This is a genomic window from Caulobacter sp. P4_E5, from assembly GCF_056401555.1.
Map to the genome: position 1 here is coordinate 29,176 of NZ_JBFUJD010000015.1, position 18,782 is coordinate 47,957.

16 protein-coding genes and 2 pseudogenes are annotated in these 18,782 nt (G+C 69.7%); 14 read left to right on the forward strand and 4 right to left on the reverse strand.

Annotated elements, in window-relative coordinates; all coding sequences use genetic code 11:
* Nucleotides 1-6: 6 nt before the first annotated feature.
* From AC1DSO_RS07040 to AC1DSO_RS07050, 3 genes are all read left to right on the forward strand, one after another.
* Nucleotides 7-684 carry a response regulator transcription factor gene (locus AC1DSO_RS07040; RefSeq protein ID WP_477068166.1) on the forward strand — a complete coding sequence of 226 codons (678 nt, stop codon included), beginning with the start codon at nt 7-9 and terminating at the stop codon, nt 682-684.
* A gap of 4 nt (nt 685-688) precedes the next feature.
* Nucleotides 689-2,080, forward strand: coding sequence for a sensor histidine kinase (locus tag AC1DSO_RS07045; protein WP_477068167.1), 1,392 nt, complete (start codon nt 689-691; stop codon nt 2,078-2,080).
* Between the two features lie 200 nt (nt 2,081-2,280).
* A complete protein-coding gene (locus AC1DSO_RS07050; RefSeq protein ID WP_477068168.1) occupies nt 2,281-3,612 on the forward strand; it encodes a hypothetical protein in 1,332 nt (443 codons plus the stop codon).
* 184 nt (nt 3,613-3,796) lie between these two features.
* Here AC1DSO_RS07050 and AC1DSO_RS07055 read toward each other — a convergent pair whose 3' ends face one another.
* Nucleotides 3,797-4,693: an alpha/beta hydrolase family protein gene (locus AC1DSO_RS07055; RefSeq protein WP_477068169.1), complete on the reverse strand. Its 897-nt coding sequence runs from the start codon at nt 4,691-4,693 to the stop codon at nt 3,797-3,799.
* A 326-nt stretch (nt 4,694-5,019) separates the two neighbouring features.
* Nucleotides 5,020-5,712 (reverse strand): alpha/beta fold hydrolase, encoded by a 693-nt coding sequence (locus AC1DSO_RS07060; RefSeq protein ID WP_477068170.1) that lies wholly within the window; start codon nt 5,710-5,712, stop codon nt 5,020-5,022.
* Between the two features lie 101 nt (nt 5,713-5,813).
* Here AC1DSO_RS07060 and ccmI point away from each other — a divergent pair, with 101 nt between their 5' ends.
* The gene (gene ccmI / locus AC1DSO_RS07065; protein WP_477068171.1) at nt 5,814-6,920 is read left to right on the forward strand and encodes a c-type cytochrome biogenesis protein CcmI; all 1,107 of its coding nucleotides are present in this window, start codon (nt 5,814-5,816) and stop codon (nt 6,918-6,920) included.
* A complete protein-coding gene (ccmE, locus tag AC1DSO_RS07070) occupies nt 6,917-7,405 on the forward strand; it encodes a cytochrome c maturation protein CcmE (RefSeq protein ID WP_477068172.1) in 489 nt (162 codons plus the stop codon). Before ccmI ends, ccmE begins: the two co-directional genes overlap by 4 nt.
* Before the next feature lie 13 nt (nt 7,406-7,418).
* On the opposite strand, the pseudogene AC1DSO_RS07075 reads toward ccmE, so the two are convergent.
* A pseudogene (locus tag AC1DSO_RS07075) lies at nt 7,419-7,556 on the reverse strand (hypothetical protein); the annotation flags it as partial.
* A 3-nt stretch (nt 7,557-7,559) separates the two neighbouring features.
* Here AC1DSO_RS07075 and AC1DSO_RS07080 point away from each other — a divergent pair.
* From AC1DSO_RS07080 to uczS, 8 genes and pseudogenes are all read left to right on the forward strand, one after another.
* Complete coding sequence (locus AC1DSO_RS07080) at nt 7,560-9,542, forward strand: heme lyase CcmF/NrfE family subunit (RefSeq protein WP_477068173.1); 1,983 nt, start codon at nt 7,560-7,562, stop codon at nt 9,540-9,542.
* 5 nt (nt 9,543-9,547) lie between these two features.
* Nucleotides 9,548-9,670 (forward strand): annotated as a pseudogene (locus tag AC1DSO_RS07085) (hypothetical protein); the annotation flags it as partial.
* Between the two features lie 57 nt (nt 9,671-9,727).
* Nucleotides 9,728-10,132, forward strand: coding sequence for a cytochrome c-type biogenesis protein (locus AC1DSO_RS07090; RefSeq protein ID WP_477068212.1), 405 nt, complete (start codon nt 9,728-9,730; stop codon nt 10,130-10,132).
* Between the two features lie 176 nt (nt 10,133-10,308).
* On the forward strand, nt 10,309-11,895 hold the full coding sequence (locus AC1DSO_RS07095) for a Do family serine endopeptidase (protein WP_477068174.1): 1,587 nt from the start codon (nt 10,309-10,311) through the stop codon (nt 11,893-11,895).
* A 200-nt stretch (nt 11,896-12,095) separates the two neighbouring features.
* The gene (gene uczR, locus AC1DSO_RS07100; protein WP_477068175.1) at nt 12,096-12,767 is read left to right on the forward strand and encodes a two-component system response regulator UczR; all 672 of its coding nucleotides are present in this window, start codon (nt 12,096-12,098) and stop codon (nt 12,765-12,767) included.
* 32 nt (nt 12,768-12,799) lie between these two features.
* Complete coding sequence (locus tag AC1DSO_RS07105; RefSeq protein ID WP_477068176.1) at nt 12,800-13,027, forward strand: hypothetical protein; 228 nt, start codon at nt 12,800-12,802, stop codon at nt 13,025-13,027.
* Complete coding sequence (locus tag AC1DSO_RS07110) at nt 13,027-13,341, forward strand: type II toxin-antitoxin system RelE/ParE family toxin (RefSeq protein ID WP_477068177.1); 315 nt, start codon at nt 13,027-13,029, stop codon at nt 13,339-13,341. Before AC1DSO_RS07105 ends, AC1DSO_RS07110 begins: the two co-directional genes overlap by 1 nt.
* Nucleotides 13,342-13,347: 6 nt before the next feature.
* Entirely contained in the window at nt 13,348-14,754 is a 1,407-nt protein-coding gene (gene uczS / locus AC1DSO_RS07115) for a two-component system sensor histidine kinase UczS (RefSeq protein ID WP_477068178.1), read from the forward strand.
* Between the two features lie 127 nt (nt 14,755-14,881).
* Here uczS and AC1DSO_RS07120 read toward each other — a convergent pair whose 3' ends face one another.
* On the reverse strand, nt 14,882-15,772 hold the full coding sequence (locus AC1DSO_RS07120; protein WP_477068179.1) for a M56 family metallopeptidase: 891 nt from the start codon (nt 15,770-15,772) through the stop codon (nt 14,882-14,884).
* A gap of 108 nt (nt 15,773-15,880) precedes the next feature.
* Between AC1DSO_RS07120 and AC1DSO_RS07125 the strand changes: the two genes are divergently transcribed.
* Nucleotides 15,881-18,781 (forward strand): bifunctional [glutamine synthetase] adenylyltransferase/[glutamine synthetase]-adenylyl-L-tyrosine phosphorylase, encoded by a 2,901-nt coding sequence (locus AC1DSO_RS07125; RefSeq protein ID WP_477068180.1) that lies wholly within the window; start codon nt 15,881-15,883, stop codon nt 18,779-18,781.
* The last annotated feature ends 1 nt before the right edge of the window (nt 18,782 follow it).

Below are 18,782 nucleotides of genomic sequence, written 5' to 3' on the forward strand. Positions count from 1 at the left end.
AAACGCATGCGTATCCTGCTCGTCGAGGACGATCCCGACCTGTCGCGTCAGTTGAAGCTGGCCCTGGGCGACGCCGGCTATGCCGTCGACCACGCCCCGGACGGCGAGGAAGCCCAGTTCCTGGGCGAGACCGAACCCTATGACGCGGTGATCCTGGATCTTGGCCTGCCCAAGGTGGACGGCGTGTCGGTGCTGGAGCGCTGGCGGCGCGGCAATGTCGCCACGCCCGTGCTGATCCTGACCGCGCGCGGCGCCTGGAGCGACAAGGTCGCCGGGTTCGACGCCGGGGCTGACGACTACCTGGCCAAGCCGTTTCACACCGAAGAGCTGTTGGCCCGCCTGCGCGCCCTGCTGCGCCGCTCGGCCGGCCACGCCGCGCCGTCGCTGTCATGCGGCGCCCTGCGCCTGGACCCGCGCGCGGCCCGCGCCAGCGTCAACGGCGAGCCGCTGCGCCTGACCTCGCTGGAATACCGCCTGCTGCACTACATGATGATGCACCAGGGCCGGGTGATCGGCCGCACCGAGCTGGTCGAGCACCTGTACGACCAGGACTTCGACCGCGACTCCAACACCATCGAGGTGTTCATCGGCCGCCTGCGCAAGAAGCTGGGCGCCGACCGCATCGAGACCGTCCGCGGCCTGGGCTATCGCCTGACCCCGCTGGAAGGCGAGAGCGCAGCCTAACCCAGTGCTGGACCTGCGCCGCCGTTCGCTGGTCCGCCGCCTGGTCCTGATCGCCGGGATCTGGACGCTGCTGGTCATGGTGATCACCGGCGTCTTCCTGACCGCCCAGTTCCGCGGCGCGGCCATCCGCCGGTTCGACCAGTCGCTGGCCGTGCTGACCGACGACCTCTATGCCGGCTCGACGGTCGAGGATGGCCAGCTGCGCGCGCCGGTGCTGACCGACATCCGGGCGACGCGCGCCTATTCCGGCCGCTACTGGGTGATCCTGGACCGGCTGGCGGACGGATCGATGCGGCCGATCGTGCGCTCGCGCTCGCTGTTCGACAGCGACCTGATGCTGGCCTCGGCCCAGATCGACCAGCTGGACGGCGCCCCGGGCAAGACCCAGTATTTCGACATGCGCGGGCCGCAGGACAAGCCGCTGCGGGCGGCCGCCATCCTGACGCGGCTGCCGGGCTACGCCAATCCGGTGGTGTTCCTGGCCGCCGAGGACCGCTCGCCGATCGACGCCGACGCCGACCGCTTCGCCGGCATCACCGCCATCGCCCTGCTGATCCTGGGCGGCGGCCTGATCCTGGCGGTGGTGGTGCAGGTTCGCTTCGGCCTGCAGCCGCTGTTCCGCCTGCGCCGCGAGGTGGCCGCCGTGCGCCGGGGCAAGGCCGAACGGGTGGACGGGATCTATCCCGAGGAGCTGGCGCCGCTGGCCGGCGAGCTGAACGCCCTGCTGGCCCACAACCAGGAAGTCGTCGAGCGCCAGCGCACCCACGTCGGCAACCTGGCCCACGCCCTGAAGACGCCGCTGTCGGTGATGCTGACCGAGGCCAGCCAGCAGCCGGGCCAGCTGGCCGAGGTGGTCGAGCGCCAGGCTCAGACCATGCGCGAGCAGGTCGACCACCACCTGCGCCGGGCCCGCGCCGCCGCCCGCTCCCAGACTAGCGGCGAGCGCACGCCGGTCGAGCCGATCCTGGACGAGCTGGCCGTGACCCTGGAGCGCATCTTCCAGGACAAGGCGGAAGGGCGGGGCGTCGAGATCGACTGGCGCTGTCCCGAGGATCTGGCCTTCCAGGGCGAGAAGCAGGACCTCTTGGAACTGGCCGGCAACGTCATGGAAAACGCCGGCAAGTGGTGCCGGGGCAAGATCCGGGTCGAGGCCGCCCCGGCGGGCGAGGGCCGGATGCTGCTGACCGTCGACGACGACGGCCCCGGTCTGCCGCCCGACGAGCGCGCCCAGGCGCTGAAGCGCGGCCAAAGGCTGGACGAGAACGCGCCGGGCTCGGGCCTTGGCCTGTCGATCGTCGACGAACTGGCCCGCGCCTACGGCGGGTCGGTCAAGCTTGGTGAATCACCACTGGGCGGATTGCGCGTCAGCCTGGATCTGCCGCGCGCCGAAACATGACCTATGGTTGTGACGTTTCGTCGCGGACGGGCCTTTCGCGCGCCCTCGCCCTGGTTGGCTAAACCTATAGTAGGTCAGGGCTTTCTGGCCGCGACATCTCGCTACGGGGGCTATGAATTTCCTCGGGTTTCGGAAATCCTTAACCTCGTTCCGAACATGGTTGACGCCTGTCGGAATCCGCTGCTCCGACACGGGGGACCATGGCCGCCATCGCCGCGCACAAACTGCAGATCATCCGGACGCTGGTGGAAACCGCTCCGGACGCGGCTTTGCGCAGCCTTGAGCTGGCGCTGTCGAGCGCCGGCGCGACCGGATCGCTGGCCGCCGTGCGCAATCTGGTCGAGGACGAGACCGCCAACCGATTCGTCCGCAACAACATCCTGGCCCCGATCGTGCCGCTGTGCGCCGCGCGCGGCGAGGGCTGCGTCTCGTTTCCCGCGCCGGTGCTGTCGCGCCTGTGGAAGGCGCTGAAGGTCATCGCGCCCAGCCGCGTCGAGGAAGCCGCGGCCAAGTGCAATCCCTGGGACCTCGAGAACGGCGTCCCCGAAGTCTTCGACGAGCTGTGCAAGAGCGCCGCCGCCGGCCTGCGCGACCCCGAGAACGCCGCCTTCGACAGCGTGCGCTCGCTGTGCGATCCCGAGCACCTGGCCCTGTGCCTGCAGCTGTCCTCCATCGCCCGCTCGTGTCTGCCCAAGCTGTCGGAATGGGTCAGCCGCATGTCCGAGGATCGCGCCACCGCCGCCAAGCTGGCCTATCGCGACGCCAGCCGGATCAGCGACGACGCCGGGCCCCTGCTGCTGGACATCCTGTCCGCCCACCTGCCCGACGACTGGCGGATCATGCGGGTGATCTCGGCCGTGATGGACCGTCCCTCCGACCGCTACCTGGCCTCGTCGGAGGTCAAGGCGTTCGGCGAACGCATCCTGGCCGACATCGAGGCCTCGGTCCGCCGGGTCGAGGAGTTCGATTTCGCCGGCGGCGAGAAGGCGGGCCGCCAGGCCGCCCAGGGCGCGCACAAGGTCCACCTGCAGATCGTCGAGTTCCAGCAGTCGGTCGACATCAACAAGGACGGCCCCTGGGGCAAGCGCCTGGCGCGCTTCAAGCAGACCATGGCCAAGGCCTGCGAGATCCGCATGGACCAGTCCGACAAGGCGCTGGAGCAGGCCCTGCCGACCCGGCCCATCTCGATGATGGCCAAGAAGGGCGCCCGCGGCGTCGCCAAGCTGGTCGACGAGCCGGACGAGGCGCTGATCCGCCGCGCCCAGGGCGCGCTGGCCTTCGTGGCCGAGCTGCGCACCTGCGCCGACAAGGCCGGTTACGGCACCTCGCGCAACAAGATCCTGGAAAAGCTGAACGGCCGCCTCGACCCCTATATCGAGGACGTCCTGCACGTGGCCCGCACCGGCGAGGGCGGCGACGCCGGCCTGGCGGTCAAATATCTGGACGTGGCGGCCGGCTTCATCGCCTACACCCGCGACGACAAGACCGCCGAGATCGTGCGCCGCCGGGCGGCGGCGGCGATCGCGGCTTAGGGATTACTCACCACAACGCCCACAAATAACCCGCCTTCCTCGCCCGATGATGATGGGCACTACGCTTACGCCATATCCCTACGATAGCGGCCGTCGGACCAAACCATTCGAACGCTTCCGGTCGACTGACTAGTCCCACATAGACATATAAACGGACGGCTGCATTCCAATGCATCCGCAGTCGCTACCGGCCCGCGGGCAAGCTCGCCAGCCAGGTCAGGACCTGCGTTTCTAGCGAGATGCGCGCATCGGACCAGTCATGGTCGGTCGGCGTATAGGCGGATACAGCCAGGGAGCCCGGGACTTTCTTCATGGCTTCGATAAGCGTCAGCGAATAGGGCTTCGCGAAGTCCTCGCTGTAGAGAATGAGCAGTCGCCGGCCGGCCAGGCGAGGCGCCAGGTTGGTGAAGGACCAGGCGTCGGCATTTGCAGCCAGTTCATCCGCCATGCTGTCGCCGGTCACATCGACCAGGGTTTCGCGGACGTCATTCATGCGGGCGGAGATCGCGGCATGATCGGCACGCGCATTCAGCCCTACCTTTCCAAAGTCGCCCGCTGAAAAGATGACACCGCCGAGCAGGGCAGGATCATCGGCCAGCGTGTGCGCCGTCACCCAGCCGCCCATGCTATGGCCACCGATGGCGATGCGGCTGGTGTCTATGCCGAGCTTCTTCGCATTCGCCGGATCGCGAATGAAGGCGAGGGTTGCCTTCGCATCTTMAAGGGTGTTCGCGAACCGGAATGAGCCGCCGCTTCCCCACGAACCGCGATAATTGACGGTGACCGCGTTCCAGCCCGCTCTGCGCACCGCCTGCGCTAGATCGAGATTGCGCTCAGTGCCAGGCAAGCCATGGAAGAACACGAAGGTAGGATGCGGCCCCGGTCCGGATGCCGTGTAGACGACGCCGTTGATGATCGTCCCGCCGCTCGGTACATGAATGACCTCCTTCCTTGGGGGAAAGGCGGGATCGCGAACTGGATCCATCGCGATCGCTCGCTGGACATCTTGTGCTTGGCCGTAAGCCGGGAGGGCGGCGAAGGCAAAGAACAGCAGTATCGACGCGATTACTGCCCGATTCATTACAGCCCCCGCACAAAGGAAAGAGAGCGAAGATAGCACGGAACGCGCTACCGGCTAACGCACCCGTTCGGCCCGCAATTAGGTCGCTGTCTTGGTCTGGAGCTCGGCACGACAGTTTAGCGTTGCAGGCGCTATAATGCCGCCGAAGACGCGATCTCCCATCCAGGAGGCGAATGATGCGCTTGAACCGTCGCTGGCTGATCTCGGTGGCGTTGCGAGCGCTCGTCTGGCGCGTTGCTCGCTGAACGATGGGCCCTGGGCACAAGGCCCAGGGAGGCGGGTTAAATGGACGACGCGCCAAGTTCCTCGCCTGGAAGACGGCTGGGTTAAGTTCCCAGCCAAGCCACCAACGCCGCGTTGACCACCTCGGGCCGTTCCAGCGTGATCACGTGGCCGCAGGTCGGCGCGATGACCAGTTTCGCGCCGGGGATCGCCGCGGCCATCTCCTCCGACAGCGCCGCCGGGGTCAGCGGGTCGGTATCGCCCACCACGATCACGGTCGGGACCTTGATCGAGGCCAGCAGCGGCCGGCTGTCGGCGCGGCCGATCACCGCCTCGGTCTGGCGGGCGAAGGCCTCCAGGCCCACCGCGCGGCCCATGCGCAGACTGATGGCGTTGAGTTCCGGCTCGCCCTTGCGGCTGGGATGGGTCAGGGCGTCGGCGCCCAGGGCGCAGAACCGCTCGAAACCGACGGCGCGAGCCTGCTCGACCATCTTGCGGCGGCCAGCGGTCTGTTCGGGCGTGTCGGGACGAGCCGAGGTGCAGATCAGGGCCAGCTTCGCGACCCGTTCGGGCGCTTGGCGCAGGATCTCGAACGCCAGGTAGCCGCCCATCGAGACGCCGACCAAGGCGAAGCGCGGCGGGGCGTGCGCCAGGATCCGCGCGGCCATGTCGGCGAGGGTGTCGCCGGCCAGGGTCTGGGCGATCGTCACGGGGCCGTAGGGCCACAGGGCGGGCAGTTGCGGCGCGAAGATCTCTTCCGAGCACAGCAGGCCTGGGATCAGCAGAATCGGCGTCATGAGGTCTCCGTCGGCGTCGCGTCGAGCATGACGCGGATATCCACCCCACTTAAGCGCTTTTTCCGCTAACGGCCGGCGCGGGAACACGCTACCACGCGGCCATGATCGCTTTCTGGATCGCCGCGGCGGGGCTGTCGGCCGCGACGGCGGGGCTGGTGCTGCGCGGCGCGGCGCGGGCCCGGCCCGTCGACGACGCCCAGACCCGGCTGGAGCCGCATCGCCGCCGCCTGGCCGAGGTCGAGCGCCTGGCCATCGACGGCCTGCTGGCCGAAACCGAGCTGAAGGCCGCCCGCGCCGAGGCGGGCCGTGGCCTGCTGGCCGCCGCTGACCAGGCCGAGAGCTGGTCCCGCGACGGCGTCGGTCCACGCAAGGCCGTGGTCGCGGCCATCGGCGCGGCCTGCGTCGCCACCGCCGGCCTCTATGTCGTGCTGGGCCGTCCCGAGCTGCCCGACCAGCCCTACGCCAAGCGCGTGGCCGAATGGAAGGCCGCCGACCCGGCCACCCTTGAGCCCGAGAAGATCGCCGCCGTTCTGGAGGGCGTCGCCGCCGAGCGGCCCAAGGACCCCGAGCCGTTGCTGTTCCTGGCCAAGGCCCGCGCCGCCGCGGGCGACCTGTCCGGCGCCGAAGCGGCGCTGCGCAAGGCCGTCCGTTTGGCCCCCAAGCGCGCCGACGTCTGGAGCCTGCTGGGCGAGACCTTCGTCATGGAGGCGAAAGGCGATGTCGGCGCCGACGCCAAGCTGGCGTTCGGCGAGGCGGTGAAGGTCGATCCGAACGACCTGCGCGCTCGCTACTACCTGGCGCGCGGCAAGATCGCCGACGGCGACGTGACGGGCGGCCTCTCCGACTGGCGCGCCCTGGCGGCCGGCCTGCCCGCCGCCGATCCCGGCCGCGCGGCCCTGACCCAGGAGATCGCCCGGGTCGAGGCCTCTGGCGGCCTGCCCAGCGCCGAGCCCGCCGCCGACGCCAATCCACAGGTCCAGGGCATGATCGCCGGCATGGTCGAGGGCCTGGCCGCGCGCCTGGCCCAGTCGCCCGACGATCCCGGCGGCTGGGTCCGCCTGGTCCGCGCCTACGCCGTGCTGGGCGAGACCGCCAAGCGCGATGCGGCGCTGGCGAGCGCGACGGCCCGCTTCAAGGATCAGCCCAAGGTGCTGTCGGCCCTGCGCCAGGCCGCCGACACGCCCGCTCAAAAGACGACCGCGCCATGAGTTTCTGGCCCAAATCCCGCAAGGCGCGCCGCCGCCTGACCATCCTGCTGGCCATCGCGCCGGTGCTGGCCCTGGCCGTCGGCCTGGCCCTGTATGGCCTGCGCGACAGCATCTCGCTGTTCTACACCCCGGCCCAGGCCCAGGAGGCCCACGTCGCTCCTGGCCGTAAGGTCCAGCTGGGCGGCCTGGTCCAGCATGGCAGCGTGGTCAAGCACCCGGGCGGCGACGTCGAGTTCGTGGTCGCCGACCAGAGGGCCACGGCCAAGGTGGTCTATCACGGCGACCTGCCCGACCTGTTTCGCGAGGGCCAAGGGATCGTCGCCGACGGGACCTTCGACGCGAACGGAACCTTCGTCGCCAAGCAGGTGCTGGCCAAGCACGACGAACGCTACATGCCCCGCGACGTCGCCAAGGCGTTGAAGAAGCAGGGCGAATGGCGCGGCGAGGGGGCGGGTGCGCCGGCGTATGAGGGCTACAAGCGATGACCTCGCACCAACTTCCTTCTCCCCTTGCGGGAGAAGGTGGCCCGCGCGGCGGGTCGGATGAGGGGTTGAAAGCCCTGTCCGGAAAGGCCTGCGCGACCCCTCATCCGTCGCTGCGCGACACCTTCTCCCGCAAGGGGAGAAGGGGGGGGATGCGATGATCGTCGAACTCGGCGCCTTCGCCCTGATCCTGTCGCTGATGCTGTCGGTCGCCCAGACCGGGCTGTCGGCCGTCGGCGGCGCGCGGCGCTCGCCGGTGCTGGCCGGGGCCGGCCAGGGCGCGGCCATCGCCACCTTCGTCGCCGTCCTGGTCGCGTTCGCGGCCCTAGTTTACGCCTTCGTGGTCTCGGACTTCTCGGTCGCCAATGTCGCGGCCAACTCGCACACGGCCAAGCCGCTGCTGTTCAAGGTGGCCGGCGCCTGGGGCAGCCACGAGGGCTCGATGCTGCTGTGGTGCCTGGTGCTGACCGGCTATGGCGCGGCCATGGCGGTGTTCGGCGACAGCCTGCCGCCGCGCCTGCGGGCCTACGCCCTGGCCGTGCAAGGCGCGCTGGGCGTGCTGTTCCTGGCCTATACCGTCTTCGCCTCGAACCCGATGGCGCGGTTGCTGGACGTTCCGGTGGAGGGCCGTTCGCTCAATCCGCTGCTGCAGGACTGGGCGCTCGCGGTCCACCCGCCGTTCCTCTACAGCGGCTATGTCGGCTTCTCGGTGGTCTATTCGCTGTCGATGGCGGCCCTGATCGAGGGCCGGATCGACGCGGCCTGGGCCCGCTGGGTGYGGCCGTGGACCCTGGCGGCCTGGAGCCTGCTGACCATCGGCATCACGCTGGGCGCCTTCTGGGCCTATTACGAGCTGGGCTGGGGCGGCTGGTGGTTCTGGGATCCGGTCGAGAACGCCAGCTTCATGCCCTGGCTGATTGGTGCGGCCCTGCTGCACTCGGCCATCGTCACCGAGAAGCGCGGCGCCTTGCCCGGCTGGACCGCCTTCCTGGCCCTGGCGGCCTTCACCTTCTCGATGCTGGGCGCCTTCCTGGTGCGCTCGGGCGTGCTGACCAGCGTCCACGCCTTCGCCGTCGACCCGACGCGCGGCGTGCTGCTGCTGATCATGATGGGTCTGGCGGCGGGGACCGGCTTCCTGCTGTTCGCCCTGCGCGCCCCGAGCCTGAACCCGGGCGGCCAGTTCCGCACCATCAGCCGCGAGAGCGCCATCGTGCTCAACAACATCCTGCTGTCGACGGCGACGGCGGTGGTGCTGCTGGGCACCCTGTATCCGCTGATCCGCGAGGCCCTGGACGGCGAGGCCGTCTCGGTCGGCGCGCCGTTCTTCAACATGACCTTCGTCCCGCTGATGATCCTGGCGTTCGCCATCCTGCCGGCCGGGCCGCTGCTGGCCTGGAAGCGCGGCGACGCGCGGGGCGTGGCGCGCCGGCTGTGGGTCGTGCTAGCCGTCGCCGCCGTCCTGGGCCTGATCGCCTATGGCGTCGTCCAGCCGCGCAAGGCCCTGGCCAGCGGCGGTCTCGTCGTCGGCTTCTGGCTGATCGGCGGAGCGCTGCTGGAGATGGCCGATCGCCTGAAGCTGTTCCGCGTCCCCGCCACCGAAAGCCTGCGCCGGTCGCGCGGCCTGCCGCGCGGCGCCTGGGGCACGACCCTGGCCCACGCCGGCCTTGGGATCTTCGTGCTGGGGGCCTCGTTCGAGACCGCCTGGCGGGTCGAGGCGGCCCAGGCCCTGAGCCTGAACGAGAGCCATGCGCTCGGCGCCTACACCCTGACGCTCAGCGACGTCGGCACGGTCGAGGGCCCCAACTACCTGGCCGAGCGCGGCGTGGTGAAGGTGACCAACAAGGCCGGGACCGAGGTCTGCCACGCCGAACCCGAGCGCCGCTTTTACCCGACCGGGGCCCAGACCACCTCGGAAGTCGCCATCTGCCCCCGTTTTCTGGACGACATCTATGTCGTGCTGGGCGAGCGCCGGGCGGGCGAGGGCGGCAAGCCGGCCTGGCTGGTCCGCGCCTATGTGAACCCCTGGGTGCGGCTGATCTTCCTGGGCCCGCTGATCATGGCCCTGGGCGGCGTCGTGTCGCTGTCCGACCGCCGCGCCCGCCTCGGCTTCGGACGCCGGGGCGAGGCGGTGGTGTCGTGAGGGGGCTGAGATCTCTCCTTCTTCCCCCTCTGGGGGAGGGGAACCGCCGAACGGCGGTGGAGGGGGCTCTTCGAACCCTGCTCCGTTGGATCACTCGCCCCCTCCGGGCCTTCGGCCATCCTCCCCCAAAGGGGGAAGAAGGACGTGTCCGCGCCCTCGCCATCGCCCTGGCCGCCGTCGCCCTGATGGGCAGCGCCTCGGAGCCGTCCGAGCGATTGTCCGATCCGGCCCAGGAAGCCCGCGCCCGCGAGCTCTTCAAGGAAGTCCGCTGCCTGGTCTGCCAGAACGAGTCGATCGACGATTCCGAGGCCCAGCTGGCCGGAGACCTGCGGCGGATTGTTCGCGAACAGGTCAAACAGGGCCGTGACGATCGCGAGATCCGCGCGTTCCTGGTGCAGCGCTACGGCGAGTTCGTGCTGCTGAAGCCAAGGTTCTCGGCCGGCAACGCCGTGCTGTGGCTGGCTCCGGCCGGCGTGCTGTTGCTTGGGGGCGGACTGATGTTCGGGCTTCTGCGGCGCCGCGAAACGGAGCAGACAGAGCTTTCGCAGGACGAGGAAGACCGTCTGAGGCGTTTGCTGGAAGACGATTGACACGATTGCGCCGAAAAGGGGCCGCAAGAAWCGCCTTCCGGATGACGGAAAGATAATTCGAGAACCATTGCACCTTTTATTGTCGGGACTAGGTTCTCAGATCGACTGTGAACCGCGCGCCGGGCGCGCGGGTGATGCGAAGGAGCCGCGCGGACCGCGCGGATGAGGAAAGACGAATGACCGCTAGGAAGTCGGGATTCATTGTGGGCGCCGTCGCTGGCGCGGGCGTGGCCTGCGCGGCTCTGGCCGGGGTCGGCATGCGTATGGGTACGGCGGGCGCCGCCGAGGCTCCGGCGATCCGTGCCGCGGTGGCCGGCGCGCCGTCCTTCGCCCCGCCGCCGGGCGCGCCGCTGTCGTTCGCCGACATCTTCGAGAAGGTTTCCCCCGCGGTCGTCCAGATCAACGTGACGTCCAAGGCCTCGCCCCAGGCGCTGCGCATCCCGGGCCTGGAAGGCTTCGACATCGTGCCACGCGGCCAGAAGGGCAAGCCGGTTCCGGGCCAGGGCCAGGACGACGACGGCGACACGCCCGCCACGCCGAAGCAGCAGTCGGCCGGCTCGGGCTTCTTCATCTCGGCCGACGGCTACATCGTCACCAACAACCACGTCGTGGCCGACGCCGACGACATCCAGGTGGTGATGAAGGACGGCCGCGAACTGAAGGCCACGCTGGTCGGACGCGACGAAGGCACGGACCTGGCGGTGATCAAGGTCGTCGACCCGAAAGCCAAGGGCGCCGACTTTCCGTATGTGAACTTCGAGAACCAGGCCAAGCCGCGGGTCGGCGACTGGGTGATCACGATCGGCAACCCGTTCGGCCTGGGCGGCACGGCGACCGCCGGCATCATCTCGGCCTATAACCGCGACCTGCAGGACGTCACGTCGTCGTTCGTGAACTACATCCAGATCGACGCGCCGATCAATCGGGGCAATTCGGGTGGTCCCAGCTTCGACATCTACGGCCGGGTGATCGGCGTCAACAGCGCCATCTACTCGCCGTCGGGCGGCTCGGTCGGCATCGGCTTCGCCATTCCGGCCGACATCGCCGAGGCGACCGCCAAGCAGCTGATCTCGAGCGGCAAGGTCGTGCGCGGCTATATCGGCGTCACCATCCAGGACTTCAGCGCCGAGTCGGCCGAGGCTCTGGGCCTGAAGGACGTGAAGGGCGCGATCGTCGCCGAGCTGGTTCCGGGCGGTCCCGCCGCCAAGTCGGGCCTGCTGCCGGACGACATCCTGACCGCCGTCAACGGCGTGACCGTCGCCAATCGCTCGGAACTGACCCGCGAAGTGGCCAAGGCCCGTCCGGGCGAGACGATCCGGATGACGGTCATCCGCGATGGCAAGCCGCGCACGGTCGACGTCAAGTCGGGCACGCGTCCGGCCGAGAACGCCCTGGGCCTGAACGACGACGATCAGGATCAGGACGGCGGTACGACGCCGACCCCGGACAAGCCCGCCAGCCAGCGAGTCGACTCCCTGGGTCTGACCCTGGGCGCGATCGATCCGGCCTCGCGCCAGACCTATAAGATCGACAGCGAGATCAAGGGCCTGCTGGTCACCGGCGTGAAGGGCGACAGCGACGCGGGCGAGAAGGGCCTGGCCAAGGGCGACGTCCTGTCCAACATCAACGGCGCGGCGGTCTCCAGCGTGGCAGAGGTCAACGCCGCGGTGGCCAACGCCAAGAAGGCCGGCCGCACCAGCGTTCTGGTCAAGATCATCCGCCAGAACCGCCCGGTCTTCGTGCCGCTGAAGATCGCCCCGTAAGGCGATCCCCATAAGCGAACCGGGTCGAACGATCCAGCCCCGCTCCGGTCCGCCGGAGCGGGGCTTTTTCGTATCTGTCGAAGGTTTAAGTTACGCCGCTCTCCGAAACCGGTATTCGAGGAGCAACTATCGCGCGATCGACCAGAATCGGGAGAACGTCGATCGTTCCACCGCTGTGTTCGCGCATGAGGGGCTCACTGATGCGTATTCTGATTATCGAGGACGATCTGGAGGCCGCCGCCGCCATGGCGCACGGCCTCAAGGAAGCCGGCTACGACGTCCAGCACGCGCCCGACGGCGAGGCGGGGCTCGGCGAGGCTCAGAAGGGCGGCTACGACGTGCTGATCGTCGACCGCATGATGCCCAAGATGGACGGCGTTCAAGTGGTCGAGACCCTGCGCCGCGAGGGCGACCAGACGCCGGTGCTGTTCCTGTCGGCCCTGGGCGAGGTGGGCGACCGCGTCACCGGCCTGAAGGCCGGCGCCGACGACTACCTGGTCAAGCCGTATGCCTTCCCCGAGCTGATGGCCCGGGTCGAGGCCCTGTCGCGCCGCCGCGAAACCGGCGCGGTCGCCACCACCCTGAAGGTGGGCGAGCTGGAGATGAACCTGATCAACCGGACGGTCCATCGCCAGGGCAAGGAGATCGACCTGCAGCCGCGCGAATTCCAGCTGCTGGAGTTCATGATGCGCCACGCCGGCCAGTCGGTGACCCGCACCATGCTGCTGGAGAAGGTCTGGGAGTATCACTTCGATCCGCAGACCAACGTCATCGACGTACACATCTCGCGCCTGCGTTCGAAGATCGACAAGGGCTTCGATCGGGCCATGCTGCAGACCGTCCGCGGCGCCGGCTACCGGCTCGATCCGTAGGCGATCCGCGGGCGGCGTGGTAGGATCAGATCATGAACAAGCCTGCCAAACCCGAGGCTGACGACGTCGACGATCTGTCGGACCTGTATGGCCCGCCGCTGACGCAGGCCGAAGAGGACGCTTGGTTCGAGCGAAACCGCGAAGCCATTAACGAGCTGGTCGCGGAGGCGCTCGCGGAAGCTGAGCCGCCTACGCCTTGGAATTTTGAGGAAATGCTAGCCGACGCTCGCGCCGAGTTCGAGAAGAACCAGAAGGGCTGATGGGCGCGCCGACGGTCGTTAAATCCGCGGCCGCGAAACGTGACTTCCGGCGCGTCTACGCCTGGGTCGCGCAGGATGGGGGCCACCAGCCCGCTGAAGCCATTCTGAGGCGCTTGGACAAGGCGGCCGAGCGATTGGCCAGAAGGCCTCTGCTGGGTCCGTCGCGCTCCGATGCGCCAGGGATCCTCCGCGGTTTCAGCGTCCGACCTTGGATCATCATCTACCGGCCTCTACCCGATGGCGCCGGCATCCTCGTTCTCCGTATCCTCGACAGCCGCCAAGATGTATCGGCGCTGCTTGGCAAGAAATCCTAGAGCCCCATGCGTCTGCCGCGCCTTCTCCGCACCACGCCGTTCCGGCTGACCCTGCTGTTTCTGGCCCTGTTCGCGGCGGCCGCCAGCGCCTTCCTGGGCTATATCTACGTAGCCACGGCCGGCGAGGTGAACCGCCGCGCCCAGGCCGAGATCAGCCGCGAGTTCGAGAGCCTGGAGGCCACCTACCGCCAGGGCGGCGTCGACGCCCTGAACCAGACCATCGTCGAGCGGGCGACGGGCGAGCGGCCGTTCCTGTATTTCCTGGCCGATCGCAGCGGCAAGCGCATTTCCGGCTCGATCGAAGAGTCGCCGGTCGCCAATTTCGAGGGCGACGGCCCCGAATGGGCCAGCTTCAAGGTCACCGAGACCGACCTGGACGGGGCCGAGGTCAAGGCGGCCGCCAAGGGCGTGCAGCAGCGGCTGGAGCATGGCGAGATCCTGTTCGTCGGGGCCGACGTCGACGCCTCCGAAGCCTATGTCCGCAAGATCGTCCGGGCCCTTTGGGGCGCCGGGGCGCTGGTCATCCTGCTGGGCTTGGCCGGCGGGATCTTGATCAGCCGCAATGTCAGCCGCTCGATGCAGGGGCTGGTCGACGTGGTCAACGACGTGCGGGCCGGCGATCTGCACGCCCGGGCCCGGGTGCGTGGCACGCGCGACGAGTACGACGAGCTGGCCGAGGGCCTGAACGACATGCTCGACCGGATCGAGCGGCTGATGGGCGGCCTGCGCCACGCCGGCGACGCCATCGCCCACGACCTGCGCTCGCCCCTGACCCGCCTGCGCGCGCGCATGGAGGTGGCCCTGATCGACGCGGAGAACGGCAAGGGCGATCCGGTGGCCGCGCTGGAGACGGCGCTGATGGACGCCGACGGGGTGCTGAAGACCTTCAATGCGGTGCTGGCCATCGCCCGCCTGCAGGCAGCCGGCTCGGCCCCGGACCAGCGCACGTTCGACGCCTCGGAACTGGCCACCGACATGGCCGAGCTCTACGAGCTGTCGTGCGAGGACAAGGGCCTGGACTTCAAGGCCGAGATCGTTCCGGCCCTGCCGATCAAGGGCAATCGCGAGTTCCTGGCCCAGGCCCTGGCCAACATCCTCGACAACGCCATCAAGTACACGCCCGAGGGCGGGGCCATCATGCTGCGGGCCCGTCGCACCTCGTCCGGCGAGCTGGAGTTCTCGGTCACCGACACCGGCCCGGGCGTGCCAGAGGCCGACCGCCCCCGCGTCGTCCAGCGCTTCGTGCGGCTGGAGAACAGCCGCAGCGAGCCCGGCGCGGGCCTTGGCCTGTCGCTGGTCCAGGCCGTCGCCGTCTCGCACGGCGGCCGGCTGGAGCTGGCCGAGGGGCCCGGCGAATTCAACGGCATGGGCCCGGGCCTGCGGGTGGCGCTGGTGCTGCCGCGGGTGGAGTAGGGGTGTCTCCTTCCCGGGGGCGGACGACCGCGCAGCGGTCAGGTGGGGGCAAGTGAGGTGGGGGGTCCGATACTCGCCCCCTTCGGGCCTTCGGCTCTCCTCCCCCGGAGGGGGAAGAAGGATCGGCTTACCGGTCCGCCTGCACCCAGACGATCGCGCCCGTATAGGGGTCCATCTGCGCGGCCAGGCCAGGGCGCAGATCGTTGGCGTCGGGGCCGCGCGGAGCGATGCTCCAGACCAGCGCCATCGTCGCCACGGCCAGGAAGGTCATGGTCAGAAAGCCGGTGATGTCGCGAGCCAGACTGGGCTCGCGGCGGTTCAGCAGCGAGACGCGCAGGATCAGCGGATGGGTGGCCCAGCCGCAGGCCAGGGGCGACACCGAGACGCTCAGCTGGGCTTTCATCAGGGCCTTGGCGTAGTCGGCGCGGATATCGCTGCGCAAGGCCACGACGGTGGCGTCGCAGGCCAGCTCCTGGTCGATGCGGACCAGGTGCGAGGCCAGGGCGATCATCGGGTTGCACCAACCCAGCACCCCCATGGCGGCGATGACCAGGTTGGCGATCGGGTCGCCGCGATTGATGTGGGTGCGCTCGTGCAGCTGGATCATCGACCGCTCGCGTTCGTCGAAGCGCTCGGCGAAGTCGGACGGCAGCACGATGCGGGGCCACAGGGCGCCCATGACGGCGGGACCGGCCACGCCCTGGCGGACGCGGCGGCGGAACAGATGCTCGCGCAGGGCCAGGACCGCCGTGGCGATCGCGCAGCCGACCAGCCACAGCAAAACGAGCTTGGACGCCCAGACGCCCAACGGCTGGGCTGGCGAGCCGATGTCCATGGTCTCGGCCAGGCTGGGGAAGAAGGCGGCGGCCGCGGCGGCTGGCACGATGGCCCACAGGCCATAGGCGCGGCGCGGGCCGAACAGCTGGCGCGCCGACGGCCGCAACAACACCACCAGCAGCACCGCGGCGGCGGCGGCGATCTGGGCCCGGATCAGGGCGAGGGCGAAGAGCTCGATCATCGTCGGATGCGGTTCCTGCCGTTTCCTCGGATGGCATGGTTACAACTGTAAATTCCCACGTCAAGCGCGAGTCTTGTCCCCCGGCGCCAGTCGGGCCACCGTGCCGGCATGACTCGACCGCTCTCCGGCCCCTCTCTCGGCCCCCGCCTCGCCCCRTGCGGCCCCGTCCTGGACGCCAAGGCGGCCGAGCGGGCCCATGAGGCGATCGCCAAGCGGGCGGGCGAGGCCATGGGCGGCGTCGACGCGGCCTGGGCGGCGCTAGCCCCGGTCTTCGCCGCCTCGCCCTATCTGGCCGGCCTGGCGCGACGCGACGGCCGACGCTTGCCCAGGATCCTGGAGGGCGATCCCGACCAGGCCCTGGTGCAGGTTCTGGCCGCCGCCGAGGCCGTGGCCGCCGAGCCGGACTTCGAGACCGCCCGCCGGCTCCTGCGCGAGCTGAAGGCCGATCTGCACCTGCTGACCGCCCTGTGCGACCTTGGCGGCGTCTGGGATCTGGACCAGGTGACCGGCGCGCTGACCCGCTTTGCCGACGCCGCCTTGCGCGCCGCCCTGGCCCAGGCCGCCCGCCAGGAGGTCGATCGCGGCGCCCTGCGTCACGTGGGGGATGGCGAGACCGGCCCCGCGCCAGGTCTGTTCTGCATCGCCATGGGCAAGCACGGCGCCTTCGAGCTGAACTATTCCAGCGACATCGACTTCTCGATCTTCTACGCGCCCGACAAGTTGCCGGTCGCCGAGGGACACGAACCCCAGGCCGTGGCGGTGCGGATCGCCAACCACCTGGGCCGGGTGCTGCAGGAGCGGACCGGCGACGGCTATGTCTTCCGCATCGACCTGCGCCTGCGGCCCGACCCCTCCTCGACCCCGCCGGCCATGCCGGTCGATGCGGCCATGGACTACTACGAGAGCGTCGGCCAGAACTGGGAGCGGGCGGCCCACATCAAGGCGCGGATCGCGGCCGGCGATCTGGCCGAGGGCGCGGCCTTCCTCGAGGGCTTGCAGCCGTTCATCTGGCGGCGGAACCTGGACTTCGCGGCCATCGCCGACATCCATTCGATCAAGCGCCAGATCCACACCTACAAGGTCGACGACCGCCTGACCGCCAAGGGCGCGGACCTGAAGCTGGGGCGGGGCGGCATCCGTGAGATCGAGTTCTTCGTCCAGACCCAGCAGCTGATCCTGGGCGGCCGCCAACCTGATCTGCGCAGCCCGCGCACCCTGGACGCCCTGGCCGCCCTGGCCGAAGCCGGCCACGTCACCCCGGAGGACGCCGCCTGGCTGACGGGGGCCTACAAGGACCTGCGGGCGCTGGAGCATCGCGCCCAGATGATCGCCGACGACCAGACCCACAAGCTCCCGGAGTCCGACGCCGAGCGCAAGAAGGTCGCCGCCCTGTGGGGGCACGACAACCTGCGCGGCTTCGACGCCGTCGTCGGCAAGATCCTCAAGGGCGTCAACCTGCGCTACGGCCGCCTGTTCGCCGGCGAGGAGGAACTGTCGTCGCGGTTCGGCAGCCTGGTCTTCACCGGGGTCGAGGACGATCCGGAGACCCTGGCCACCCTGAAACGGATGGGCTTTTCGTCGCCGGAGCGGGTGGCCGCCACCATCCGCGGCTGGCACCACGGCCACATCGCCGCCACCCGCACCGAGCGGGGCCGCGAGCTGTTCACCCGCCTGGCCCCGCGCCTGCTGGACGCGGCCAACGCCACGGGGGCGCCGGACCCGGCCTTCAACCGCTTCGCCGACTTCTTCGCCGGCCTGTCGTCGGGCGTGCAGATCCAGTCGCTGTTCCTGGCCCAGCCGCGGCTGTTCGAGCTGATCGTCGAGGTCATGGCCTTCGCCCCGCGCCTGGCCACCACCCTGGCCCGGCGGCCGACGGCGCTGGACGCCCTGCTGGACCCGGCCTTCTTCGGCCCGATCGAGACGCCCGCCGTCGCGCCTTGGGACCCCGAGGACTTCGAGGGCGCGATGAACGCCGCCCGGCGGCTGTTCCGCGACCAGAGCTTCAGGATCGGGGTGCGGGTGATGAGCGGCAGCGCCGACGCCCGCGACATCGGCCGGGCCTTCGCCGAGCTGGCCGACCTGATCATCGGCGGCCTGGCCCCGGCGGCCCTGGCCGAGACCGAGCGGCTGGGCGGCGCCTTCCCCGGCCAGGTGGCGGTGGTGGCCCTGGGCAAGGCCGGCTCGCGCGAGATGACCGCCAAGTCGGATCTGGACTTGATGACGCTCTACGCGTCGGACGAACCCGGCGGCATGTCCGCCGTGAAGGAGTGGAGCGCCGACGTGTTCTACGCCCGATTCACCCAGCGCCTGATCTCGGCTCTGTCGACGCCGACCGGCGAAGGGACGCTGTACGCCGTCGACATGAAGCTGCGGCCGTCTGGCGCCAAGGGGCCGGTGGCGGTCAGCTTCGCGGCGTTCGAGGACTATTACGAGCGTGAGGCCGAGACCTGGGAGCTGCTGGCCTTGACCCGCGCACGGGTGGTCTGGGCCAGCTCGCCGGCGTTCCAGGCCCGCGCCGAGGGGGCGATCGAGGCCGCCCTGCGCCGCCCGCGCGACTGGGCCAAGACCGCTGCCGACGTGGTCGAGATGCGCGAACTGATGGAGCGTGAGCGGCCGGGCAAGGGCGACTGGGACCTGAAGCTGGATCCCGGCGGCCTGGTGGACATCGAATTCGCCGCCCAGTTCCTGCAGCTGGCCCACGCGGCCGCCGGCGGCCCGCTGGCCCAGAACACCGGCGAGGCCCTCTTCGCCCTGCGCGCGGCGGGCTTGGCCGACGACGGGGCGCTGGCCCGACTGGAAGCCGCCTGGCGGCTGGAGCAGGACCTCTCGCAGCTGATCAAGGTCGCCCTGGAGGACGGTCACGACGTCGAGGCCGAGCCCAAGGCCTTCAAGGCGCTGATGGCCAAGGCCGGACATGTCGGCCAATTCCGGACGCTGAAGCCCAAGCTGGCCAAGGCCAAGGCCGAGGCGCGCGCGGCCTACGAAGCGATCGTCAAGGCGCCGGGGTAGG